Source organism: Salicibibacter cibarius (assembly GCF_016495725.1).
Lineage (GTDB): Bacteria > Bacillota > Bacilli > Bacillales > Marinococcaceae > Salicibibacter > Salicibibacter cibarius.
Genome location: NZ_CP054705.1, coordinates 2,834,297 through 2,853,038, shown reverse-complemented (window position 1 = coordinate 2,853,038; position 18,742 = coordinate 2,834,297). Strand labels below are relative to the sequence as shown.

15 protein-coding genes and 1 pseudogene are annotated in these 18,742 nt (G+C 49.8%); 13 read left to right on the top strand and 3 right to left on the bottom strand.

All coding sequences use genetic code 11. The features are described from left to right. Window positions 1-4 precede the first annotated feature (4 nt). Window positions 5-1,453 (bottom strand): annotated as a pseudogene (locus tag HUG15_RS23690) (IS4 family transposase). 198 nt (window positions 1,454-1,651) lie between these two features. Here HUG15_RS23690 and HUG15_RS14475 point away from each other — a divergent pair. The 12 genes from HUG15_RS14475 (at window position 1,652) to spoVM (ending at window position 15,883) form a co-directional block, all read left to right on the top strand. Further along, on the top strand, window positions 1,652-2,053 hold the full coding sequence (locus HUG15_RS14475; RefSeq protein WP_200123775.1) for a hypothetical protein: 402 nt from the start codon (window positions 1,652-1,654) through the stop codon (window positions 2,051-2,053). 800 nt (window positions 2,054-2,853) lie between these two features. Further along, on the top strand, window positions 2,854-4,155 hold the full coding sequence (gene ltrA / locus HUG15_RS14470) for a group II intron reverse transcriptase/maturase (protein WP_200123648.1): 1,302 nt from the start codon (window positions 2,854-2,856) through the stop codon (window positions 4,153-4,155). A gap of 271 nt (window positions 4,156-4,426) precedes the next feature. Then, window positions 4,427-5,653, top strand: coding sequence for a bifunctional phosphopantothenoylcysteine decarboxylase/phosphopantothenate--cysteine ligase CoaBC (gene coaBC / locus HUG15_RS14465; RefSeq protein ID WP_200123774.1), 1,227 nt, complete (start codon window positions 4,427-4,429; stop codon window positions 5,651-5,653). Next, window positions 5,631-8,027 (top strand): primosomal protein N', encoded by a 2,397-nt coding sequence (gene priA / locus HUG15_RS14460; protein ID WP_200123773.1) that lies wholly within the window; start codon window positions 5,631-5,633, stop codon window positions 8,025-8,027. Before coaBC ends, priA begins: the two co-directional genes overlap by 23 nt. 40 nt (window positions 8,028-8,067) lie before the next feature. Then, window positions 8,068-9,009 carry a methionyl-tRNA formyltransferase gene (gene fmt / locus HUG15_RS14455; RefSeq protein WP_200128991.1) on the top strand — a complete coding sequence of 314 codons (942 nt, stop codon included), beginning with the start codon at window positions 8,068-8,070 and terminating at the stop codon, window positions 9,007-9,009. Beyond that, entirely contained in the window at window positions 8,990-10,342 is a 1,353-nt protein-coding gene (gene rsmB / locus HUG15_RS14450) for a 16S rRNA (cytosine(967)-C(5))-methyltransferase RsmB (protein ID WP_200123772.1), read from the top strand. The genes fmt and rsmB overlap by 20 nt, the downstream gene beginning before the upstream one ends. A gap of 29 nt (window positions 10,343-10,371) precedes the next feature. Beyond that, on the top strand, window positions 10,372-11,406 hold the full coding sequence (gene rlmN / locus HUG15_RS14445) for a dual-specificity RNA methyltransferase RlmN (protein WP_425504056.1): 1,035 nt from the start codon (window positions 10,372-10,374) through the stop codon (window positions 11,404-11,406). Beyond that, window positions 11,357-12,157 carry a Stp1/IreP family PP2C-type Ser/Thr phosphatase gene (locus HUG15_RS14440; protein ID WP_246516352.1) on the top strand — a complete coding sequence of 267 codons (801 nt, stop codon included), beginning with the start codon at window positions 11,357-11,359 and terminating at the stop codon, window positions 12,155-12,157. The genes rlmN and HUG15_RS14440 overlap by 50 nt, the downstream gene beginning before the upstream one ends. After that, window positions 12,154-14,115, top strand: a complete 1,962-nt coding sequence (gene pknB / locus HUG15_RS14435; RefSeq protein ID WP_200123770.1) for a Stk1 family PASTA domain-containing Ser/Thr kinase — start codon at window positions 12,154-12,156, stop codon at window positions 14,113-14,115. The genes HUG15_RS14440 and pknB overlap by 4 nt, the downstream gene beginning before the upstream one ends. A 23-nt stretch (window positions 14,116-14,138) precedes the next feature. Further along, entirely contained in the window at window positions 14,139-15,002 is an 864-nt protein-coding gene (gene rsgA / locus HUG15_RS14430; protein WP_200123769.1) for a ribosome small subunit-dependent GTPase A, read from the top strand. A gap of 3 nt (window positions 15,003-15,005) precedes the next feature. Continuing rightward, window positions 15,006-15,656: a ribulose-phosphate 3-epimerase gene (rpe, locus tag HUG15_RS14425; RefSeq protein WP_200123768.1), complete on the top strand. Its 651-nt coding sequence runs from the start codon at window positions 15,006-15,008 to the stop codon at window positions 15,654-15,656. Between the two features lie 146 nt (window positions 15,657-15,802). After that, window positions 15,803-15,883 carry a stage V sporulation protein SpoVM gene (spoVM, locus tag HUG15_RS14420; RefSeq protein WP_200128989.1) on the top strand — a complete coding sequence of 27 codons (81 nt, stop codon included), beginning with the start codon at window positions 15,803-15,805 and terminating at the stop codon, window positions 15,881-15,883. Between the two features lie 431 nt (window positions 15,884-16,314). On the opposite strand, the gene HUG15_RS14415 is transcribed toward spoVM, so the two are convergent. Both HUG15_RS14415 and rpmB read right to left on the bottom strand, forming a co-directional pair. After that, window positions 16,315-17,499 carry an IS256 family transposase gene (locus HUG15_RS14415; RefSeq protein ID WP_200123767.1) on the bottom strand — a complete coding sequence of 395 codons (1,185 nt, stop codon included), beginning with the start codon at window positions 17,497-17,499 and terminating at the stop codon, window positions 16,315-16,317. 481 nt (window positions 17,500-17,980) lie between these two features. Beyond that, window positions 17,981-18,169, bottom strand: a complete 189-nt coding sequence (rpmB, locus tag HUG15_RS14410; protein ID WP_200123766.1) for a 50S ribosomal protein L28 — start codon at window positions 18,167-18,169, stop codon at window positions 17,981-17,983. Between the two features lie 157 nt (window positions 18,170-18,326). Between rpmB and HUG15_RS14405 the strand changes: the two genes are divergently transcribed. Further along, complete coding sequence (locus HUG15_RS14405) at window positions 18,327-18,689, top strand: Asp23/Gls24 family envelope stress response protein (RefSeq protein WP_200123765.1); 363 nt, start codon at window positions 18,327-18,329, stop codon at window positions 18,687-18,689. Window positions 18,690-18,742: the final 53 nt, after the last annotated feature.

The window sequence follows — 18,742 nt, the reverse complement described above, 5'->3', positions numbered from 1 at the left end:
CTCTTTAAGCGACATTATCGTCGTCAAATAGCTGATGGCCCAAAAATGAGTCTTCAAAAAGGGTTTTGATGTATTGGTATTCCTCAGACGTCTTAAAGGCATGAATATCGACCGCTCCTGATTCTGAGGTGGCTGCGATAATCACGTCCAGGAGCTCATCAAACATTTCCCATAACCGTTGTGCCATATTTTTCTCCACCATGTCGTCTTTCATCTCTTCAAATAACCCTCCCAAGGTTTCGTAATCGTTGACTCGTCGGAAATAAGACAAAAAGGCATACAGGATGTAGGTGGTTGTTACATGGGCGATTTGCGCGTCGAAATCTTGGGATTGGCATTTCCCCAGACGAAGGTGCTGTTTCGTCTCTCTGAAAAAAACTTCGATCGTCCAACGAACCGAATAAATGTCCATGGTTTCAATGAATGATAAGCTGATATCTGTAGAGAGATACAGTCGCCACTCTTTTTGGTACGGAAAGCGGCAAAAAAACAATTTGACGGTTTCATCGATCCCGGGATAGTAGACGGTGACTTCATAATAACGCGTATTGCGTTTGCGGCAACGTTTTTCTTTTCCTTCGCTTTTCAGGGTTTTCAGCAGTTCCTTCGCATGCATGTCTTTCCCTTGGTAACGGTACTTTCTCCAGTCCTTGCGGACAGCACAAATGACGTGCATCGCTCCATCTTTGACCCCTCTGCACGTGCGGATAAAGTCCTTGCTGGCAAATCAACTGTCTACGAGAACATACTTGGCTTTGAAACCGTGCTTCACCGCTCTTTTGAGCATACGTATCGCATTCGTGATTTTGTCGACATCGCATTCCTTCTTGCGCTTGGCACCGTTTGAGCGAGGATCACGCTTCTTTTGATATTGCTCTTTCCGCTGTTTCTTGTATAGCTTCTTTTCAGAATGAAGACTGAAATCAAGCGGGTTAAAGCTTTTCCCATCAAAGAGTCCCATGGTGAGATTTTTGAACCCGAGCGTTGCTTTGGATTTCTTGCGTCCGGTCACATGGTCGTGGACGTAAGAAACCTCTTCAATCCGGCGGCCAACACGCTCGTCCATCGTATCATCAAAGATAAAAGCCGACTTATCGTCCACGTCCTGATCAGGGTTAACCAAAGATTGAAACTGCTTAGACACATGAAGAAGCAGGTTGCGCCAAGGCATCCGGGCGTGGTTTTTCAAGCGATAAATCGTATCCTTTTGCATTTTGGTGACCTGTTTGTATCCACTTTTGTAGAAGGCATTGACGCTGTTCAAAAGCATCAGTGGAAACACCAATAGTAAGGTGATGATATCTGCAACCGGATATCCTTGCTCTTTCTTGAATCCGACCTTGTGACAAAGGGAACGAAAGTTGAACGTTTTCATAACATCCCTTATAATTGAATCAATTGAAAAACTATGAGTTTGAATCACTTTTTCAATCTCTTTGGTTTTTCCCCGCATGATAACACGTCCTTTTGGCATGATTTGGATTGGTACCTTAATTATACCAAAAGCCCTGTGTTCATGCGGGTTTTTTACGTTTTTTCATCCATTTTCATGGTGTTTTTTTATTGATTTATCAGGGTGCGAAACTCGAGTTATTTGTACAATACTCCCCCGGACCTACCTGCCGTGTTTCGTCCCCAAGTACCTCGGTTTTTGAAAAAATTAAACAACCAGCGCTCGCACATTGGCGTAAAAGAGAAGAGAATCGCCGAGCAATTGCTCGGTTTGCATCAGCATGATAACCCGCATATGCGTTTGCCTAAATACGATTACGCCGGGTTGAGAAAGGGTGTGGTGTGTACGGGTTGTCAGTCGTTTATGAAGCATCGTAGTAAAAAATTCTTTTGTTCCGGGTGCGGAATAGTGGAAGACACTGAAACAGCGGTTATGCGAAGCGTCGATGAATATCGGTTTCTTTTCCCGGATCGGAAAGTCACAACCAAAGGGATTTATGAATGGTGTGGGATGCAAGGGTCAAGCCAAAAAGTCAGACAGATATTATTAAACCATTTTAAACGCGTTGGTGACGGGAGGTCATCCTATTATGTTGATTGATTATGTTAAAAATTACCATTATACGTATTTTGCGATTGTATATTGTGTGATGTACTAAAAATTATATCGTAAGCATACCGTTTACGATGTTATTTCGCGAGTGGCAGCAGATACCGCTATAGGGTGCAAGACCCGAATGCAGCCGAACAGCCGGTAAGCATTAGCTAACAGATAGTGCGATGACCGTGAGGTATCGTGCGGAGGATCTGAAGGCAAATCCCTGAACAGAGCTGAATCCCATGTTGGCACGAGAGCGGGATGACTGTGCAAGAAAACAGGAAGTCCGAATAGCTGGCAGCTCGAAGTGTTATGAGGGCTGGATTAGGGAGAAAGCGTATGATGTGACCCATTGAGGTCTCCCTGCTTCCTCATAGAGGTATTGATATCGCAAGGTTATGCCAAGGGTATCAAGATGAGAGGGAGAAGTCAGAGATCGCCATAGTAGTGAAGAAGCTCATGCCTAAGACTTTCTGGTAACAGGAACGAGGACAGCACATGAGTGAAACTGCACACCGTTGTAGTTGGAAACCTATGCTCAAAAGGCAGGGATTTCGTGCGAAGGGCGTGACCCATGAAGATCAATGCGAGTAGACTTTCGGATGTCTGTGGAAGTGGACAGAAACCGGACAAATGGCCAAGGGGGCTGATGCCGGGGTCGAACAGAAGGGTACACCGTCCACCGCCTTATGGTAAAGAAGCAAGGACTGCTGAAAAGCTACTAGCCTTGCGGATGTGTCATAACAAAGGGGAAACAGAAACAGCGAGGGAACCGAAAGCAATGACGTAAGGAGCGTAGACCGATGAAAGGACGCGTGTGGTACAGCTTGTACGACAAAGTGTTCGCTAAGGCTAATCTACGAGACGCTTTCGTTCAAGTAAAGAAGAACGGAGGAGCTCCCGGCGTAGACAAGGTGACAATTGGCGACTATGAGGCAGAACTGGAGGACAATCTAGAAGTGCTCCAGCAAAAGCTGAAAGACAAACGTTATCGCCCCAAACCTGTCCGCCGAAAGATGATTACGAAAGAGGATGGAAAGAAGAAGCGTCCGCTCGGTATCCCCACGGTGGAAGATCGAGTGGTCCAAGCGGCGATCCGAAACATCCTTGAACCGATCTTTGAAGAAGATTTCCTTCCGTGCAGTTATGGATTTCGCCCGACTATCAGTGCCCACATGGCGCTGGACCAAGTGAGTGAATATCTTCGACAGGGATACGCGTATGTGATCGATGCGGACTTGCAAAGCTACTTTGACACGATTCCGCATGACCGATTGGAAGCTCAAATCCGTAAACGGGTGACAGATGGTTCTGTGATTCAACTCATCCAGCAAATCTTGAGGGCAGGTGTCATGGAAGGGGATTTGTATGAAGACACGCCTTTGGGTGCTCCGCAAGGCGGCGTCTTGAGTCCATTAATTTCCAATATTTACCTTAACCAATTGGATGAGCTGATGAAGGAACGCGGGCATCGTATTGTTCGGTTTGCGGATGATTTCGTCATTTTGTGCCGAAGCCAAAAAGGAGCGGAACGAGTGATGAGAAGCGTTACCCGCTACCTTGAGAATGACTTGGGTCTGGCGTTGCATCCGACGAAAACGAAGGTCGTTGATGTCAAGCAAGAACCGTTTACATTTCTTGGTTTTGAGTTCTACAAGCATATTCGAAGAATTGACCCAAAGAAGGAAGCGAAGTTTAAGAAGAAAGTCAAGGAAATCACAAGACGGAATCAAACCGTTGATCTTGAAACACTCATTCACAACCGATTGAACCCCTATCTTCGGGGATGGGCGAATTACTTTGGACATGGGCATGTGAAAGGGAAATTTCGAAAATGGGATGCGTGGGTTCGCCGTCGATTGCGCATGATACAGCTACGGAGTTGGCGCTATGTCAAAAACCTCCATCGTGTATTAAGAAACAAGGGATGGAAGGAAGATGAACTGAGAGGGATTCGCATGTTCGCTTGGCGAAGTTCCAAGAGTCCGATGGTTCATGTCGCTCTCGATAATGATTACTTCCAGCGATTAAACCTTGTTAGCTTAACATCTGTCTATCAGAAACTTATCTCTAAACGGGATAAATGGGAGGAGCCACATGCGTAGACCCGCACGTGTGGATCTGTGAGGGGCGTAGTCAGTAATGACTACGCCTACTCAGTTCTCGGATCATGTCCAATATTATATCGCAAGGGATCCATTTGCGAACGTATTTTATGTGCTGCGACCGAAATTATATCGTATGAGCGATTTTGCGATCATATTGCTTGCTCCCTACCCCCAATCCCACCAGAGAAATCACCTCAAAATCGCTGTAATTCGACAACCGGAATGATATAATGCGAGTATTAGAGTACGGAAAGGAGCTTACCTTACGATGAACGACAGAAATATTATTCTCGGTGTCACTGGTGGGATTGCCGCGTTTAAAGCGGCCGCGCTTGCTTCAAAGTTGAGCCAGGCGGGCGCGAATGTAAAGGTGATCATGACCGAAGGCGCGCGTGAATTTATCACCCCTTTGACGTTTCAGGCTGTGACGCGGGAGCGCGTATACGTGAATACGTTTATTGAAGAAGAGGTGGACAAGGTTGCCCATATCGATGTTGCCGATTGGGCGGATGATGTTGTGATTGCGCCGGCGACGGCCGATCTCATCGGAAAATATGCGAACGGGATCGCCGATGATATGCTCACGACGACGTTACTGGCGACACGGGCACCTGTCTATATCGCGCCGGCCATGAACGTGAACATGTTCGAGCACCCTGCCGTCGTTGAAAATATACGCAAGTTGGAAGCGCGCGGCGTCGGCTTCATCGAGCCCGGTTCCGGCTATTTGGCGTGTGGCTGGATCGGCAAAGGGCGCATGGCGGAACCGGAGGATATTTTCGCTATTTTAGAAAACGTGCAAACCCCGTCACTTCCATACCTAAAAGGAAAAAAAGTGCTGGTTACCGCGGGGCCCACGCGTGAAATCATCGATCCGGTGCGGTTTTTGTCCAATCGTTCTTCTGGAAAAACAGGTTTTGCCATCGCCCAAGCGGCCAAGGCGCAAGGGGCGGAAGTGACACTCGTTACCGGACCGGTGGAATTGCCGACGCCGCCGGGGGTGGAGCGCATTGACGTGACGTCCGCCAAAGATATGTTCGATGCAATTGCGCCATTGTATGATGATGCTGATCTCGTTATCAAAACGGCAGCGGTAGCCGATTATACCCCGGATGAAACCTTTGCGCACAAAGTGAAAAAAAGCGATGGCGACTTAAACATAAACATGGTCCGAACGGTTGATATTCTCGGAGAGCTCGGGCGCCGCAAGGACAAGCAAATCCTCGTCGGATTCGCTGCCGAGACCAAGAATCTGGCGCAATATGCCGAGAAGAAGATTCAGGAAAAAAATCTGGACATGATCGTCGCCAACAATGTCAATGAAAAAGGCATCGGTTTTGCGAGCGATGATAACAAAATAACAATCTTTCGCCGTGACAGCGAGAGGATCGAATACGACAAACAGAGCAAAGAGGACTTGGCTGATCGTTTATTGGAAGAGATCCAACCGCTTTTTAAAGGAGACGGAGAACGTGTACGCGAAAATCATCGTTGATGTCCCGAGCGGCGGGACCGACCATCCTTTCGATTATTATTTGCCCGATGCGCTCGCGCAAACGGCTAGCATAGGCATGCGCGCCCTCGTGCCATTCGGAAACAGAAAACTGACCGGTTTTATCGTAGATATTGTTAGCGAAACAAACGTGGAAAAAATAAAAAGTGTCGCTGAGTTGCTCGACATTACGCCTGTTTTGAATGAGGAGTTATTGGCGTTAGGCGCGTGGATGTCAAGAGAAACGATTTGCTTTCAGATTACCGCTTTTCAAGCCATGATCCCGGCGGCCATGCGCGCGAAAGCGGTAAAAAAAATCGGGGTCGTCGAAGCCGAACGATCGCGACTGCCCATGAATGTGCAAGCGCTCTTCGGACAAGCAGGCGAAATCAATTGGGCAAACGTTCCGAGCGACGCCCGTCTCTTGCGCGACATCCGCTCGGCCGTTGAGCACCAACAAATCACTGAGCGCTATGAGCTTAAAGACCAGGCCAAACACCGAAAAGTAAAAGCGGTGACGGTCCCGTCCGGCCTCAAAGAAATGCCCGCTACGAAAAAGCAACAAGAAACGCTCGCGACGATTGCCGAGCATTACGAGGAAACGGCGGTTCCAATCTCGACGCTCATCCAACAGCTGTCGATCTCCCGTGCTGTCATCAACACCCTCGTCAAAAACGGCTTTTTACGGGAAAACGAGATTGTCATTGACCGTAACCCGTACACAAGTGCCGAAGGCGACGGAGACGAGGAAAAGGCAACCCTCACCGCCCAACAGTCACAAGTGCTCGGGCAAATCGAGGAAACGATGGATCAACGCAAATCCGCCTCGCTCCTTTTGCATGGGGTTACCGGGAGCGGGAAAACCGAAATCTACTTACAAGCCATTGACCGCGTCCTTCAACAAGGGAAAGAAGCGATCGTGCTCGTGCCGGAAATATCGCTCACCCCGCAAATGGTGGAACGGTTTAAACGGCGCTTCGGGGCGAGCGTAGCCGTTCTTCATAGCGCGCTTTCGGTTGGCGAGCGTTTTGACGAATGGAAAAAAATTCAGGATCAACGCGTGCAAGTCGCTGTCGGGGCACGCTCGGCCGTTTTTGCGCCGTTTACGAATCTCGGCCTCATCGTCATTGATGAAGAACACGAAAGTACGTACAAACAAGAAGAGCATCCCCGTTATCACGCCCGCGAAATCGCCATTTGGCGGAGCGGGCAACACCGCTCGCCGGTGCTCCTCGGGAGCGCGACCCCCTCGATGGAAAGTTATGCACGGGCAGCGAAAGGGGCTTACCAAATGCTTTCCTTGCCGGAACGAATTAACCAACAGCCGCTCCCGGCCATTGAGACCGTCGATATGCGTGAGGAAATGCGGGAAGGGAACCGTTCCGTTTTTTCCATAAAGCTATTGGAAAAATTGCGTGACCGCATCGAAAAAGGGGAGCAAGCGGTACTCTTTTTAAACCGGCGTGGCTTTTCGACGTTTGTTATGTGCCGCAATTGCGGGTATGTGGGCATGTGCCCCCATTGCGAAATCTCGCTCACGTTCCATCGCCGCGATGGTCAGCTAAAATGCCATTACTGTGGCCACGAGGAGCGCGTGTACGAGCGTTGCCCCAGTTGCGAAAGCACGCATATTCGGTATTTTGGCACCGGCACCCAACGTGTGGAAGAAGAATTGCAGCAGTTGCTTCCCGATGCCCGCATCATTCGCATGGACAACGACACGACGAAACGCAAAGGCGCCCATGAACGGCTGTTAAAACAATTTGGAAACGGCGACGCCGACATTTTGCTCGGGACGCAAATGATCGCTAAAGGACTGGATTTTCCGAACATTACCCTCGTCGGCGTGCTTGCTGCGGACACGCTTTTGCACCTCCCTGATTTTCGGGCGCAAGAGCGGACGTTTCAGTTGTTGACACAAGTGAGCGGCCGGGCCGGGCGTGCCGAAAAAGCAGGGGAAGTCATCATTCAATCGTATACGCCGGAGCACTATGCGATTCAGCATGCGCAAACACATGATTATTTATCTTTTTTTAAGAAAGAATTAGGGCAACGAAAACAAGCGGGCTATCCCCCATACTATTTTCTCACATTGATTACATTTGCCCACGTCACGTACGCGACCGCGATGAAAGCGGGCACGCACGCGGCCAAGCTGTTGCGCGATCGTCTGGGCGATGATACCGTCATCCTCGGGCCGACTCCTTCGCCAATCGCCCGCATTAAAGATAGATATCGTTGCCAATGCATGATAAAATACAGGGATGAGCCTGAAATCACGGACGTTTTACATGAATTATTCAGTTATTATCAAAAGGAATTGCAACAAGACCAAAGGTTCATTACGATCGATCGGGACCCGAATATGTTCATGTAACTGTTAAGAAGGAGGACGCCAAAGCTTGAAAATTGTATTTATGGGAACGCCCGATTTTGCCGTTCCGGTGCTTAACATGCTTGTTGATGAGGGGCATACGGTCCTTAAAGTCGTCACCCAACCGGACCGGCCGAAAGGACGAAAACAAAAACCGGCGAAGCCGCCTGTAAAAGAAGAGGCGGAGCGGCTCGGCTTGGAGGTTTTGCAGCCGGCCAAGGTTAAGGAATCCATTACGGACATTCTGGAACCGCACCCGGACCTTGTCGTCACCGCTGCTTATGGCCAGCTGCTGCCGGAAACGCTCTTAACCGCGCCTTCCTTCGGCTGCGTGAACGTCCACGCTTCCCTTTTGCCGAAATACCGCGGCGGCGCTCCGATACACCAGGCAGTCATCGATGGGGAAAAAGAAACGGGCGTCACCCTTATGTATATGGTAAAAAAACTGGACGCCGGGGATATGCTCGCGCAAGCGTCCCTTCCCATCGAGGAGACGGACACTGCCGGCACGCTTCATGACAAACTAAGCGCGCTCGGCGCCGATCTCCTTCGCCACACATTGCCGGCGATAGCCGCCGGAACAGTCATGCCCGAACCGCAGGAGGAAGGTGGCGTGACGTACGCGCCCAACCTTTCCCGCGGACAGGAACGTATTGATTGGCAAAAACCTGCCGAAGCTGTGTATAACCAGATTCGCGGCATGAACCCTTGGCCCGTCGCCTATACCCATTGGGGCGATGAGCGCTTGAAAATTTGGCGCGCCGCCCGCGTAAATGAACGCTATCCGCAAAAAAAAGCGGGCGAAATCGTTCGCGTTGACGCTGATGAAGGCATCATCGTCGCTTGCGGAGACGGACACGGGCTCTCTTTACAGGAAGTGCAGCCGGCCGGCAAGAAAAAAATGGCCGTCGGTGACTTTCTGAGGGGGCGCGGACAATCTTTAGAAGCAGGAGAGGTATTCGGCAATGGCGAAAATGACGGATAAAGCCCCGCGCATGCGGGCGGCAAAAATCCTTGATCGCGTGTTTAGTGATCAAGCGTACAGTCATCTTGCGCTCAATGAATCGTTCCGTGAACACCGGTTAGCGGACGTGGATACACGTTTTGTCACCGAAGTCGTGTACGGGACAATCAAACGCTTGAATACGATCGATGATGTGCTCGGAAGCGTCATGAAAAATCCGCTCCGCAAAACCGACCGCAGGGTGAAAACGATTTTGCGCATGAGCGTGTACCAATTGCTTTTTATGGATCGGGTGCCGGAGCGCGCGGCTATCCATGAAGGGGTGGAACTCGCAAAAGCGTGGGGAAGGGGCGGATTAAAAGGGTTCGTGAACGGCGTGCTCCGAAACGTGGCCCGCCAAGGGCTTCCGGACTATCGTAACATCACGGACCCCGTCAAACGGATCGCCCTTTCCGCGTCACACCCGGAATGGCTCGTGAGCAAATGGGTGCATGCCTACGGAGAAGCGGTCACACAAGACATGTGTGAAGCAAACGTCAAGCGGGCGTATACGACGCTGCGCGTGAATCGGCTGCAAACGGACCGTTCGGCCTTACAGGCACATTTGGATGCGGGTGGCGTGAAAACAACCCCGGGAAACGTAGCGCCCGACAGTTTGATCGTTACGGAAGGACAACCGTTGCACAGCGAATGGTTCAAAAAAGGTGCCTTCTCTTTTCAAGACGAAAGCTCCATGCTCGTGACCTACGCGCTAGATCCACAGCCGGGGATGCGCGTCCTTGATGCCTGTGCCGCCCCGGGCGGAAAAGCGACCCATATCGCCGAACGAATGGGAGACGACGGGGAAGTGCTCGCCAATGACATTCACTTCCATAAACGCACGCTGATCACCGAGCAGGCAGAACGTTTACGCTTAAAGAGTATCAAGGCCCAAACCGATGATGCCACCGAACTTGCCGCAAGCGTTGAAGCGGAAAGCTTTGATCGTGTACTCGTTGATGCGCCGTGCAGTGGGCTCGGCGTTTTAAGGGCTAAGCCTGACATCAAATGGCACACCGACCCGAAAGAGATCGAAACGCTCGCGGCGTTGCAATTAAATATTTTGGAGGCGGCCGCTGAATGCTTGAAGCCGGGCGGGTTCCTAGTGTACAGCACGTGTACGGTCATGCCGGCGGAAAACGAAGACGTGATCGCTGCCTTTCTTGAAAACAACGCTTCGTTTGAATTGGATGATACATTGGATGCACGTCTTGGCCTAAAGACGGAACGTGGCCAAAGGTTAATTTTACCACAGCAATATGAAAGTGACGGTTTTTTTATCGCCGCCATGAAGAAACGAGGGAATCATACATGAAAGCATTGCAAAAAGAAGCGACAAAAGCGATGAAACCTTCCTTGCTGTCGTTGACCTACGAGGGTTGTAAGGAATGGATGAAAGAGAATGGGGAGCCGGCTTTTCGCGCGAAACAGGTCTTCGAATGGCTGTATCAAAAACGGGTGGATAGTATGGAAGAAATGACCAATTTGCCGAAAGCCTTGCGGGCGAAACTGCAAGAGGCGTTCTCGTTGACGCGCTTGCGTGAAAAACTTCGGCAAACGTCCACCGATGGCACGATCAAATTCTTGTTTGAGCTTGAGGATAATTATTCCATCGAGACGGTGTTGATGCGCCACGATTACGGCAACAGTCTGTGCGTGACGACGCAGGTCGGCTGTCGCTTGGGATGCACGTTTTGCGCGTCGGGACTCGGGGGGTTGCAACGGAATTTGGAAGCCGGTGAAATTGTCGCCCAAGTGCTCGATGTTCAGCGTGCCCTTGACGAAAGCGGGGAACGGATCGATTCGATTGTCGTGATGGGCATTGGCGAGCCGTTCGATAACTACGATAACTTGATGGCGTTCTTGCGCACGGTGAACGACGATGAAGGATTGAATATCGGCGCTCGCCATATTACCGTTTCCACGAGTGGAATGGTTCCGAAAATCTACCGTTTTGCGGATGAAGGCTTGCAAATCAATTTTGCCGTTTCCCTGCACGCGCCCAATTCAGAAATTCGGGGACGTTTGATGCCGATTAACCGTGCCTTTCCTGTGCATAAATTGATGGATGCAATTGACTATTACCAAAATAAAACGAATCGACGGATCACGTATGAATACGGGCTTTTTGGGGGCGTGAACGATCAAGTGGAGCACGCCGAAGAGCTCGCGGATTTAATCGGCCATACGAAAGGGCACGTCAACTTGATTCCCGTTAATGACGTGCCCGAAAAAGACTATATTCGCTCGACGCGTGCCGATATTTTTGCCTTTGAACGCACGCTTAAAGCTCGAGGCATCAATGTCACGATTCGCCGGGAGCAAGGCCATGACATTGATGCCGCTTGCGGCCAGTTGCGGGCGAAAGAAACGGGGTGAACGGATGGAAACAGTGTTCAGGACAGACGTAGGAAATGTTAGACGCCATAATGAAGATGCCGGAGGCCTTTTTTATGGCGAGGGTATGACGCTCGCCGTCGTTGCCGACGGCATGGGCGGGCATCGTGCCGGAGATGTGGCGAGCGGGATGGTCGTCGAAGCTTTACGGGATTCCTGGCAAGACCATCCGCCCAAAAACGAAATCAGTGACATTAAGGATTGGCTGCGAGCGGAAATAAAACGGGCGAATCGGGCCGTTTATAACAAATCCATCGATGAAGCTGCTTTTAACGGAATGGGAACGACGGTTGTCGCTTCTGTGCTTTACAAAGGCACGATGGTCGTTGCCCATGTCGGGGACAGCCGCGCGTATCGGCTGCAATCACGAATGATTGAACAAATCACGAGCGATCATTCCCTCGTCAATGAACTAGTCAAAAAAGGAGAACTGTCACCGGAAGAAGCCGAAAATCATCCGCGCAAAAACGTGCTCACCCGTGCGATCGGAACGGAAGAAGAGATCGACGTCGACGTCGACGTTTATGATTTTCCGGCACGAGCCGTTTTATTGCTCTGTTCCGACGGTCTCTCGGATAAACTGGGGGAGATGGATGTGGAAGCTATGTTGAGCAGTGAAAACTCGATCATTGAAGCTGCCGATGCCCTCATCCGGGAGGCGCTTGCGCGCGGGGGCGAGGATAACATTAGTGTCATTCTCGCGCATCATGATGAGGAGGGAACCGATTCATGATTGGAGAGCGTATCGACGGACGTTATGAGGTGAAAGCTTACATTGGCGGCGGGATGGCCCACGTCTATCGAGCCAGTGATATTATTCTTGAGCGGGACGTTGCCGTCAAAGTCCTTCAGCCCCAGCACGTCGATGATGAAGCGTTTGTACGGCGATTTCGGCGGGAGGCGGAGGCATCTACGAACCTTGTGCATCCCAATATCGTTGATATTTTTGATTTAGGCGAAAATGATGGAATTTTTTATATTGTCATGGAGTATATGCGTAACAATACCCTCAAGGATAAGATCGTAAACGAGGGGGCATTGCCTTTTGACGAGGCGATGCGGATTTTCTCGGAATTGACAAGCGCGATCGCCTATGCCCATGACCAAGGCATTATCCATCGTGATATAAAGCCGCAAAACATATTGCTCGATGAAGATGGAAGCGTAAAGGTAACGGATTTCGGAATTGCCCGCGCATCCTCTGCAGCGACGATTACCCAGACGAATTCCGTGCTCGGGTCCGTCCACTACATGTCCCCGGAGCAGGCGCGCGCAGGCACGCTAACGACAAAAACGGATATCTATGCCATCGGGGTCACCCTGTTTGAAATGGTTACCGGGCTTTTGCCTTTCAACGCCGATTCGGCTGTTTCCATCGCCCTCAAGCATTTGCAGGATCCATTTCCGAATGCGAAAGATTTGCGCAGTGATCTGCCCGAAAGCGTAAATAACATTATTCGCAGGGCCACGGCTAAGGATCCATTGCAGCGATATGAAAATGTGGAAAAAATGCATTTGGACGGGGAAACAGCCTTGTCGCCGGAACGGATCAATGAAGCGCCCATTCATATTGCGGATCCTGATGAAGAAAGTACACGACCGATTCCTGCCGTTGGTCCCGGGCACAATACGGAAGACACAAAAGTTGCAAACGGCGCAGACGATGAAGAAACGCCGGAAGCGTCTCCGGAGCCGAGCGGGAATAAAAAAAAGCGACGGTTATGGAAAATAGCGGGAATCGCACTATTGGTTCTAATCGCCATCATCGCGGCTTTTACAGTCGTTCCCGCGTTATTAAGCCCGGATGAAGTTGAGGTGCCGGATGTGGTTGGGTCCGAAGAAAATGAAGCGATCGAAGAGCTGGAAGCGCTGAATTTGCAGCCGGAATTGGAATATGAATTCCACGAGGAAGCAGAGGAAGACGTGATTTTTCATCAAGACCCGAGCGCGGGCAGAACTGTACGTGAAGGACAGACGGTGGCGATTTCCGTAAGCGAAGGACAGGAGACCGTGGAAATGCCGGATGTTATCGGCTTGCAATATGAACAAGCCCTCGAGGAATTGCAAGACTTTGAAGACGTCGATCTCATATCCCAAGAAACGGAAGACGTTGCCGAAGATTTAGTCATAGAGCAAACGCCTGCTGCCGATGAAGAAGTTGTTCCAGGGGAAACGACCGTGCAGATCACTTACAGTGAAGCGCCGGATGTCACTCTTGAAGATCTTACCGGCACATCGCAAGATGGCGTTAACAATTATTTGGAAGCGAATAATTTAACCGGTTCTTTTCAGAGAAGCGAATCGGAAAATGTGCCGGAAGGGGAAGTGATTTCCCATGATCCGGGGCCGTATGTTACCGTGTCGCAAGGAACGGAAATAAGCTTTGTCATTTCCGATGGCCCTCCGCCGGAAGAAGAGGAAGAGGAAGACGAAGAAGAAGACGAAGACGAACCTGCCCAAACGGTGGTCGCGACCATTCCGGTCGAGGTGTCCGACGACAACGCTTATGAGATAGAAATCGAGTATGAGGATGCGACCACAGACGGGACGGAGGTTTATGTAGAAGAGGAGATCACCGAAGACACGGAATACGAAGTTAACCTTGAAGTCACACCGGATACCGATGGTTCGTATACGTTGTATTTGGACGGAGAGGAAGCACAATCCAATTCATTTTCTTATGAAGACTGAATCGGGATAAAGGAGGACCCTATGTGTATGAAGGGCAAATTGTGAAATCCGTCGGCGGTTTCTATGATGTAAAAAGCGAGGCGTCAGTGTTTCGATGTCGCGCGCGCGGCTTGTTTCGAAAACAAAAAATCAAACCGTTGGTCGGCGACTATGTTACGTTTGCGAATGACTACATCACGGCTGTTCATCCGCGTACGAATCTGTTGCACCGGCCGCCGATGGCCAATATCGATCAGGTTTTTCTCATTTTTTCCATCACGAAACCTACGTTTTCCGGGTATTTGCTCGACCGTATCCTTGTCCATGTCGAGGCAATGGACGTGGATGCGATCATCGTCGTTACGAAAAACGATATTGCTTCAGAAAAGGAATGCGAAGCATTTCACGACTATCAAAAGATATACGAAGACGTCGGTTATCCGGTGATCGTCCCATCCGAAGACGATGAAAACCTGCAGAAGCGATTACTGCCTTATTTTCAAGATCGCGTGTCGGTTTTGGCCGGTCCTTCAGGGGTAGGGAAATCAACGCTTCTCAATCGCCTCGCTCCCGATTTGGAATTGGAAACGGGCGATATCTCCGAAAGTTTGGAACGGGGGAAGCATACGACCCGCCATGTAGAACTTTTAAGCGTTGGCGGCGGGAGTGTTGCCGATACCCCCGGTTTCAGTTCCCTCGATTTTACAGGCATTGAAATGGAACTCGTGCAAGACTGTTTTCCGGAAATTAGCGCCGCGAGAATGGAGTGTAAATATCGGGGCTGTACCCATCGCAAAGAGGATGGCTGTGCCGTGAAAGCGGCCGTTGAACGAGGAGAAATTGCCGGCGGCCGATATGAGCATTACCGGCATTTTTTTAATGAAGTTGAAGAAAGCAGGAGGTATTGAGCGATGGCAAAAATCGCCCCGTCTATTTTGGCAGCTGATTTTGCATCATTAAAAGAAGAAATCGTTTCCGTGGAAGAAGCGGGCGCGGACATGATTCACGTCGATGTCATGGATGGCCATTTCGTGCCAAACATTACGATCGGCCCGATGATCGTCGAAGCGTCAAAACGCTCCACCGCGTTACCGTTGGATGTGCATTTGATGATTGAACAGCCGGAAAAATACATCCCCGCGTTTGTGGAGGCCGGAGCCGATATCGTTACCGTCCACGCGGAAGCTTGCCCCCACTTGCACCGAACCGTCCATCTGATCAAAGAGCAGGGGGCAAAAGCGGGGGTGGCGATTAACCCCCATACGCCCGTTGATGTGCTCAAGCATGTGCTGGCAGACGTTGATCTCGTCTTGTTAATGACCGTAAATCCGGGCTTCGGCGGCCAATCGTTTATCGAAGGCGTGTTGGAAAAAATCAGTGCCGTTAAAACGATGGCGGAAGACGGGAATGCAACCATTTGGATTGAAGTCGACGGCGGGATTGATGACGAAACGGCCCCGCTGTGTGTGCAAGCGGGCGCAAACCTTCTTGTTGCCGGGTCTTATATTTTTAAAAAAGACGATCGGGGCGAAGCTGTGCGGAAGTTGCAAGGAGGAGAGTAATGTTTGTGTTGCTCTTCGGGATCTTGAGGCAAAAAAATAAAAATTTTAATGTACTATTTCGGGAATGGCGAATATACATATAGAAGAATCCGTATGTGCCATCATGGCTGTCCGTGCATTAAGCTGGCCTTCAAGGAGGAATAGTGATGAAATTTTATACCATTAAGTTGCCGAAATTTCTGGGAGGGTTCGTCCGCGCTGTTCTAGGCTCGATTAAAAAAGGATAGGGGAAGGAAAAAGCACCGGGGATTGCGCCGGTGCTTTTTTCGATGGGCGCGGGGGTGGGAGCGGGGTCGTTCGGGAAGCCGGCGTTTTATCATCATGCGATATAATTTCGAGAAAATCACATGAATTATAACGTATACACGCACAATACGATATAATTTAGGTAAAGATACGTAAAATACGATCGCAAAGAGCTTTCATGCGATAAAATATTAGGCAGGCGCGTGAAATTATATCGCAAGCTGTATTCGGGTTTCAACGAACTATAAGATGGAGTCGAAGTCAAGTCCTTAATTATGTGTAAAAGTATCACAATGAATCAGCGAGTGGGAGATAGGTTTTGAACTTGGGGTGTTTCCTTCTAGGGCGCCCGCGGGCGCCCTAGAAGGAAAATTTTGCTGAATCACCCTTGCTTTCTTGCCTTTTCATTTGCTTACAAATCGGTTGGTTTTCCTTTTAAAAACGTTCGGTTACCACGATCAAGGCTTTCTTCATGTTCCTTGAGCAACGCTCCAATTAATCGAAAGGCGGATTGGGTATTTGGAAAAATCCGAATGACTTGCTCGCGGCGGCGAACCTCGGAATTTATCCCTTCGAGATTGTTTGTCGTGCGCAATTGGTCATGATAAGCGATGGGTTCATTCATAAATTGAATCGCATCTTCAAATCCTTCATCGAGTTTCTCTAACGCTTTTTCATAACCTTTGACGCCCTCGTATTGATCAAAGATCTCGGTGCGTAACTGGCGGGCTCTTGCAGGAGAACTCCCGTTTAAGAGCTCCTTAACGAGCGAACGAAAGCCTTCTGAACCTTTTTTGGGGATGTGTTCAAACAAGTTTCGCTTAAAATGAACCGTGCACCGTTGCCACGAGGTTCCAACAAACGCTTGTTGAATGGCCTGTTTCAGGCCTTCGTGCGCATCGGAAATCACCAATTGTGGCGATGCCAGACCCCTGGCTTGAAGCGATTGAAAGAATTGAAACCATCCCTCTTTGGATTCGGCATGATTCACTTGAAGACCAATGATTTCCCGTTTGTTTTGGTCATTGACCCCGAGCGCGATATAAACGGCTTTGGAGACGACCTTTTGATCCTCACGGACTTTAATATACATGGCATCGGCGTAGACATACCTGTAGGCATTCACGTTCAAAGGGCGCTGGGCCCATTCGTTGACGACCGGGTCTAATTTTTCGGTGAGCGAGGACACGAAAGATTTGGACACACGCTCGCCGCAAAGCTCTTCCACAGCCTTCGTGACTTTCCGCGTGGATACGCCGTTAACGACCATCTCCAACATCGCTAAGAGAAAGGCTTGTTCGGAACGTGCATATTTCTCAAACACAGAGGGAGAGAATTCGCCGTTGCGCGTGCGTGGAACGGTCAGTGTGACTTTCCCAAAAGACATCGTGTAATCACGTTCGTAATAGCCGTTTCGATAGTCCACACGCGCGCCATTGCGTTCATAGGCTGCTGCTTGTAAGTAATCATCGCGCTCCTGCTCCATGATTTGATTCAGGACGAGGACCATCGAGGATTTCGCGACGGCACTCATGTCTGAATTCATGAGCTCTTCTTTTAATTGATCCGCGTTTAGGGTAAGATGGAACTGGGTCATTGTCGATTCCTCCTGTTTGTTTTTTTCGCTGAAAACATTGTAACACGGGAGTCGACTTGACCCTTTTTCTTTTTACACAATTATATGGACTATACCGGAGTCGAGCTGTTATGGCGCCCTTACGGGGGATACAAGGCGCCATGGAGTGCTCATGGCGCCTGAACTTGATCGAAGCAGAACCTTTTGGTCGCTATGGGGCGTCCATGAAGCCCGGGCACGCTCGTATCCACCGATTTCGGTCGCCATGAAGCGCTCATGGGACCCGAGATTGATTGGAACACCGCTTTTCGGTAACCATGGAGCTCCCATGGGACCCGAAAGTGATCGGAACCTCGCTTTTCGGTCGCCATGAAGCTGTTATGGCGACCGAATTCTAGAAGCGAGCGTCATTTCGGTAACCATGAAGCGTTCATGCCGCCCGAACGCGCGAAACGCCTTCCCGAATAAATTTTTACAAAAGAAAAAGCCGGCGGTCGGCTAATTAAACACGCGTGACCTTGCCGGCTTTCAAAGCTTTCGTCGATACGTAAGCTTTTTTTGGTTTTCCGTTAACCAAAATCCGTACTTTTTGTACGTTCGCGCCCCAACGGCGTTTCGTTGAGTTATTCGCGTGTGAACGTTTGTTTCCGGATGATGGTCCTCGTCCGGTAACGATGCATTTTCTGGACATTCGATGACCTCCTTTACGCAACCTGCATGATTACACCCCAATATCTTAGCATAACCTGACCGATAATCGCAACGTTCTCTTGTTTAAAAGTGCATGATTATAGTAAGATGATCATAGCCGATCGTTCAGGAAAAAATCCTATATAAGGAGGATGGTTATGGCCCTTGAAATGAACTCTCAATTGGGATCCATCGATATATCAAAAGAAGTGGTTGCCACAGTTGCCGGTGGCGCCGCGACAGACGTTTACGGAATTGTGGGAATGGCTTCCCAGAAACAAATCAAGGACGGATTATCCGAGTTGTTAAAAAGGGATAATTTTTCACGGGGGGTCGTCATCCGCGAATTCGACGACGATCTTCACATCGATATGTACATTATCGTCAGCTACGGGACGAAAATATCGGAAGTCGCTTACAATGTGCAAACGAAAGTGAAGTATCAACTGGAACAAATGCTGGGGCTCGCGGTCGAATCGGTCAACATTTTTGTGCAGGGTGTGCGTGTAAGCAACCCGTAGTGGAGTGAGGTGGATGAACAGTGACAACGAAAATTGACGGGAAAACCCTGATC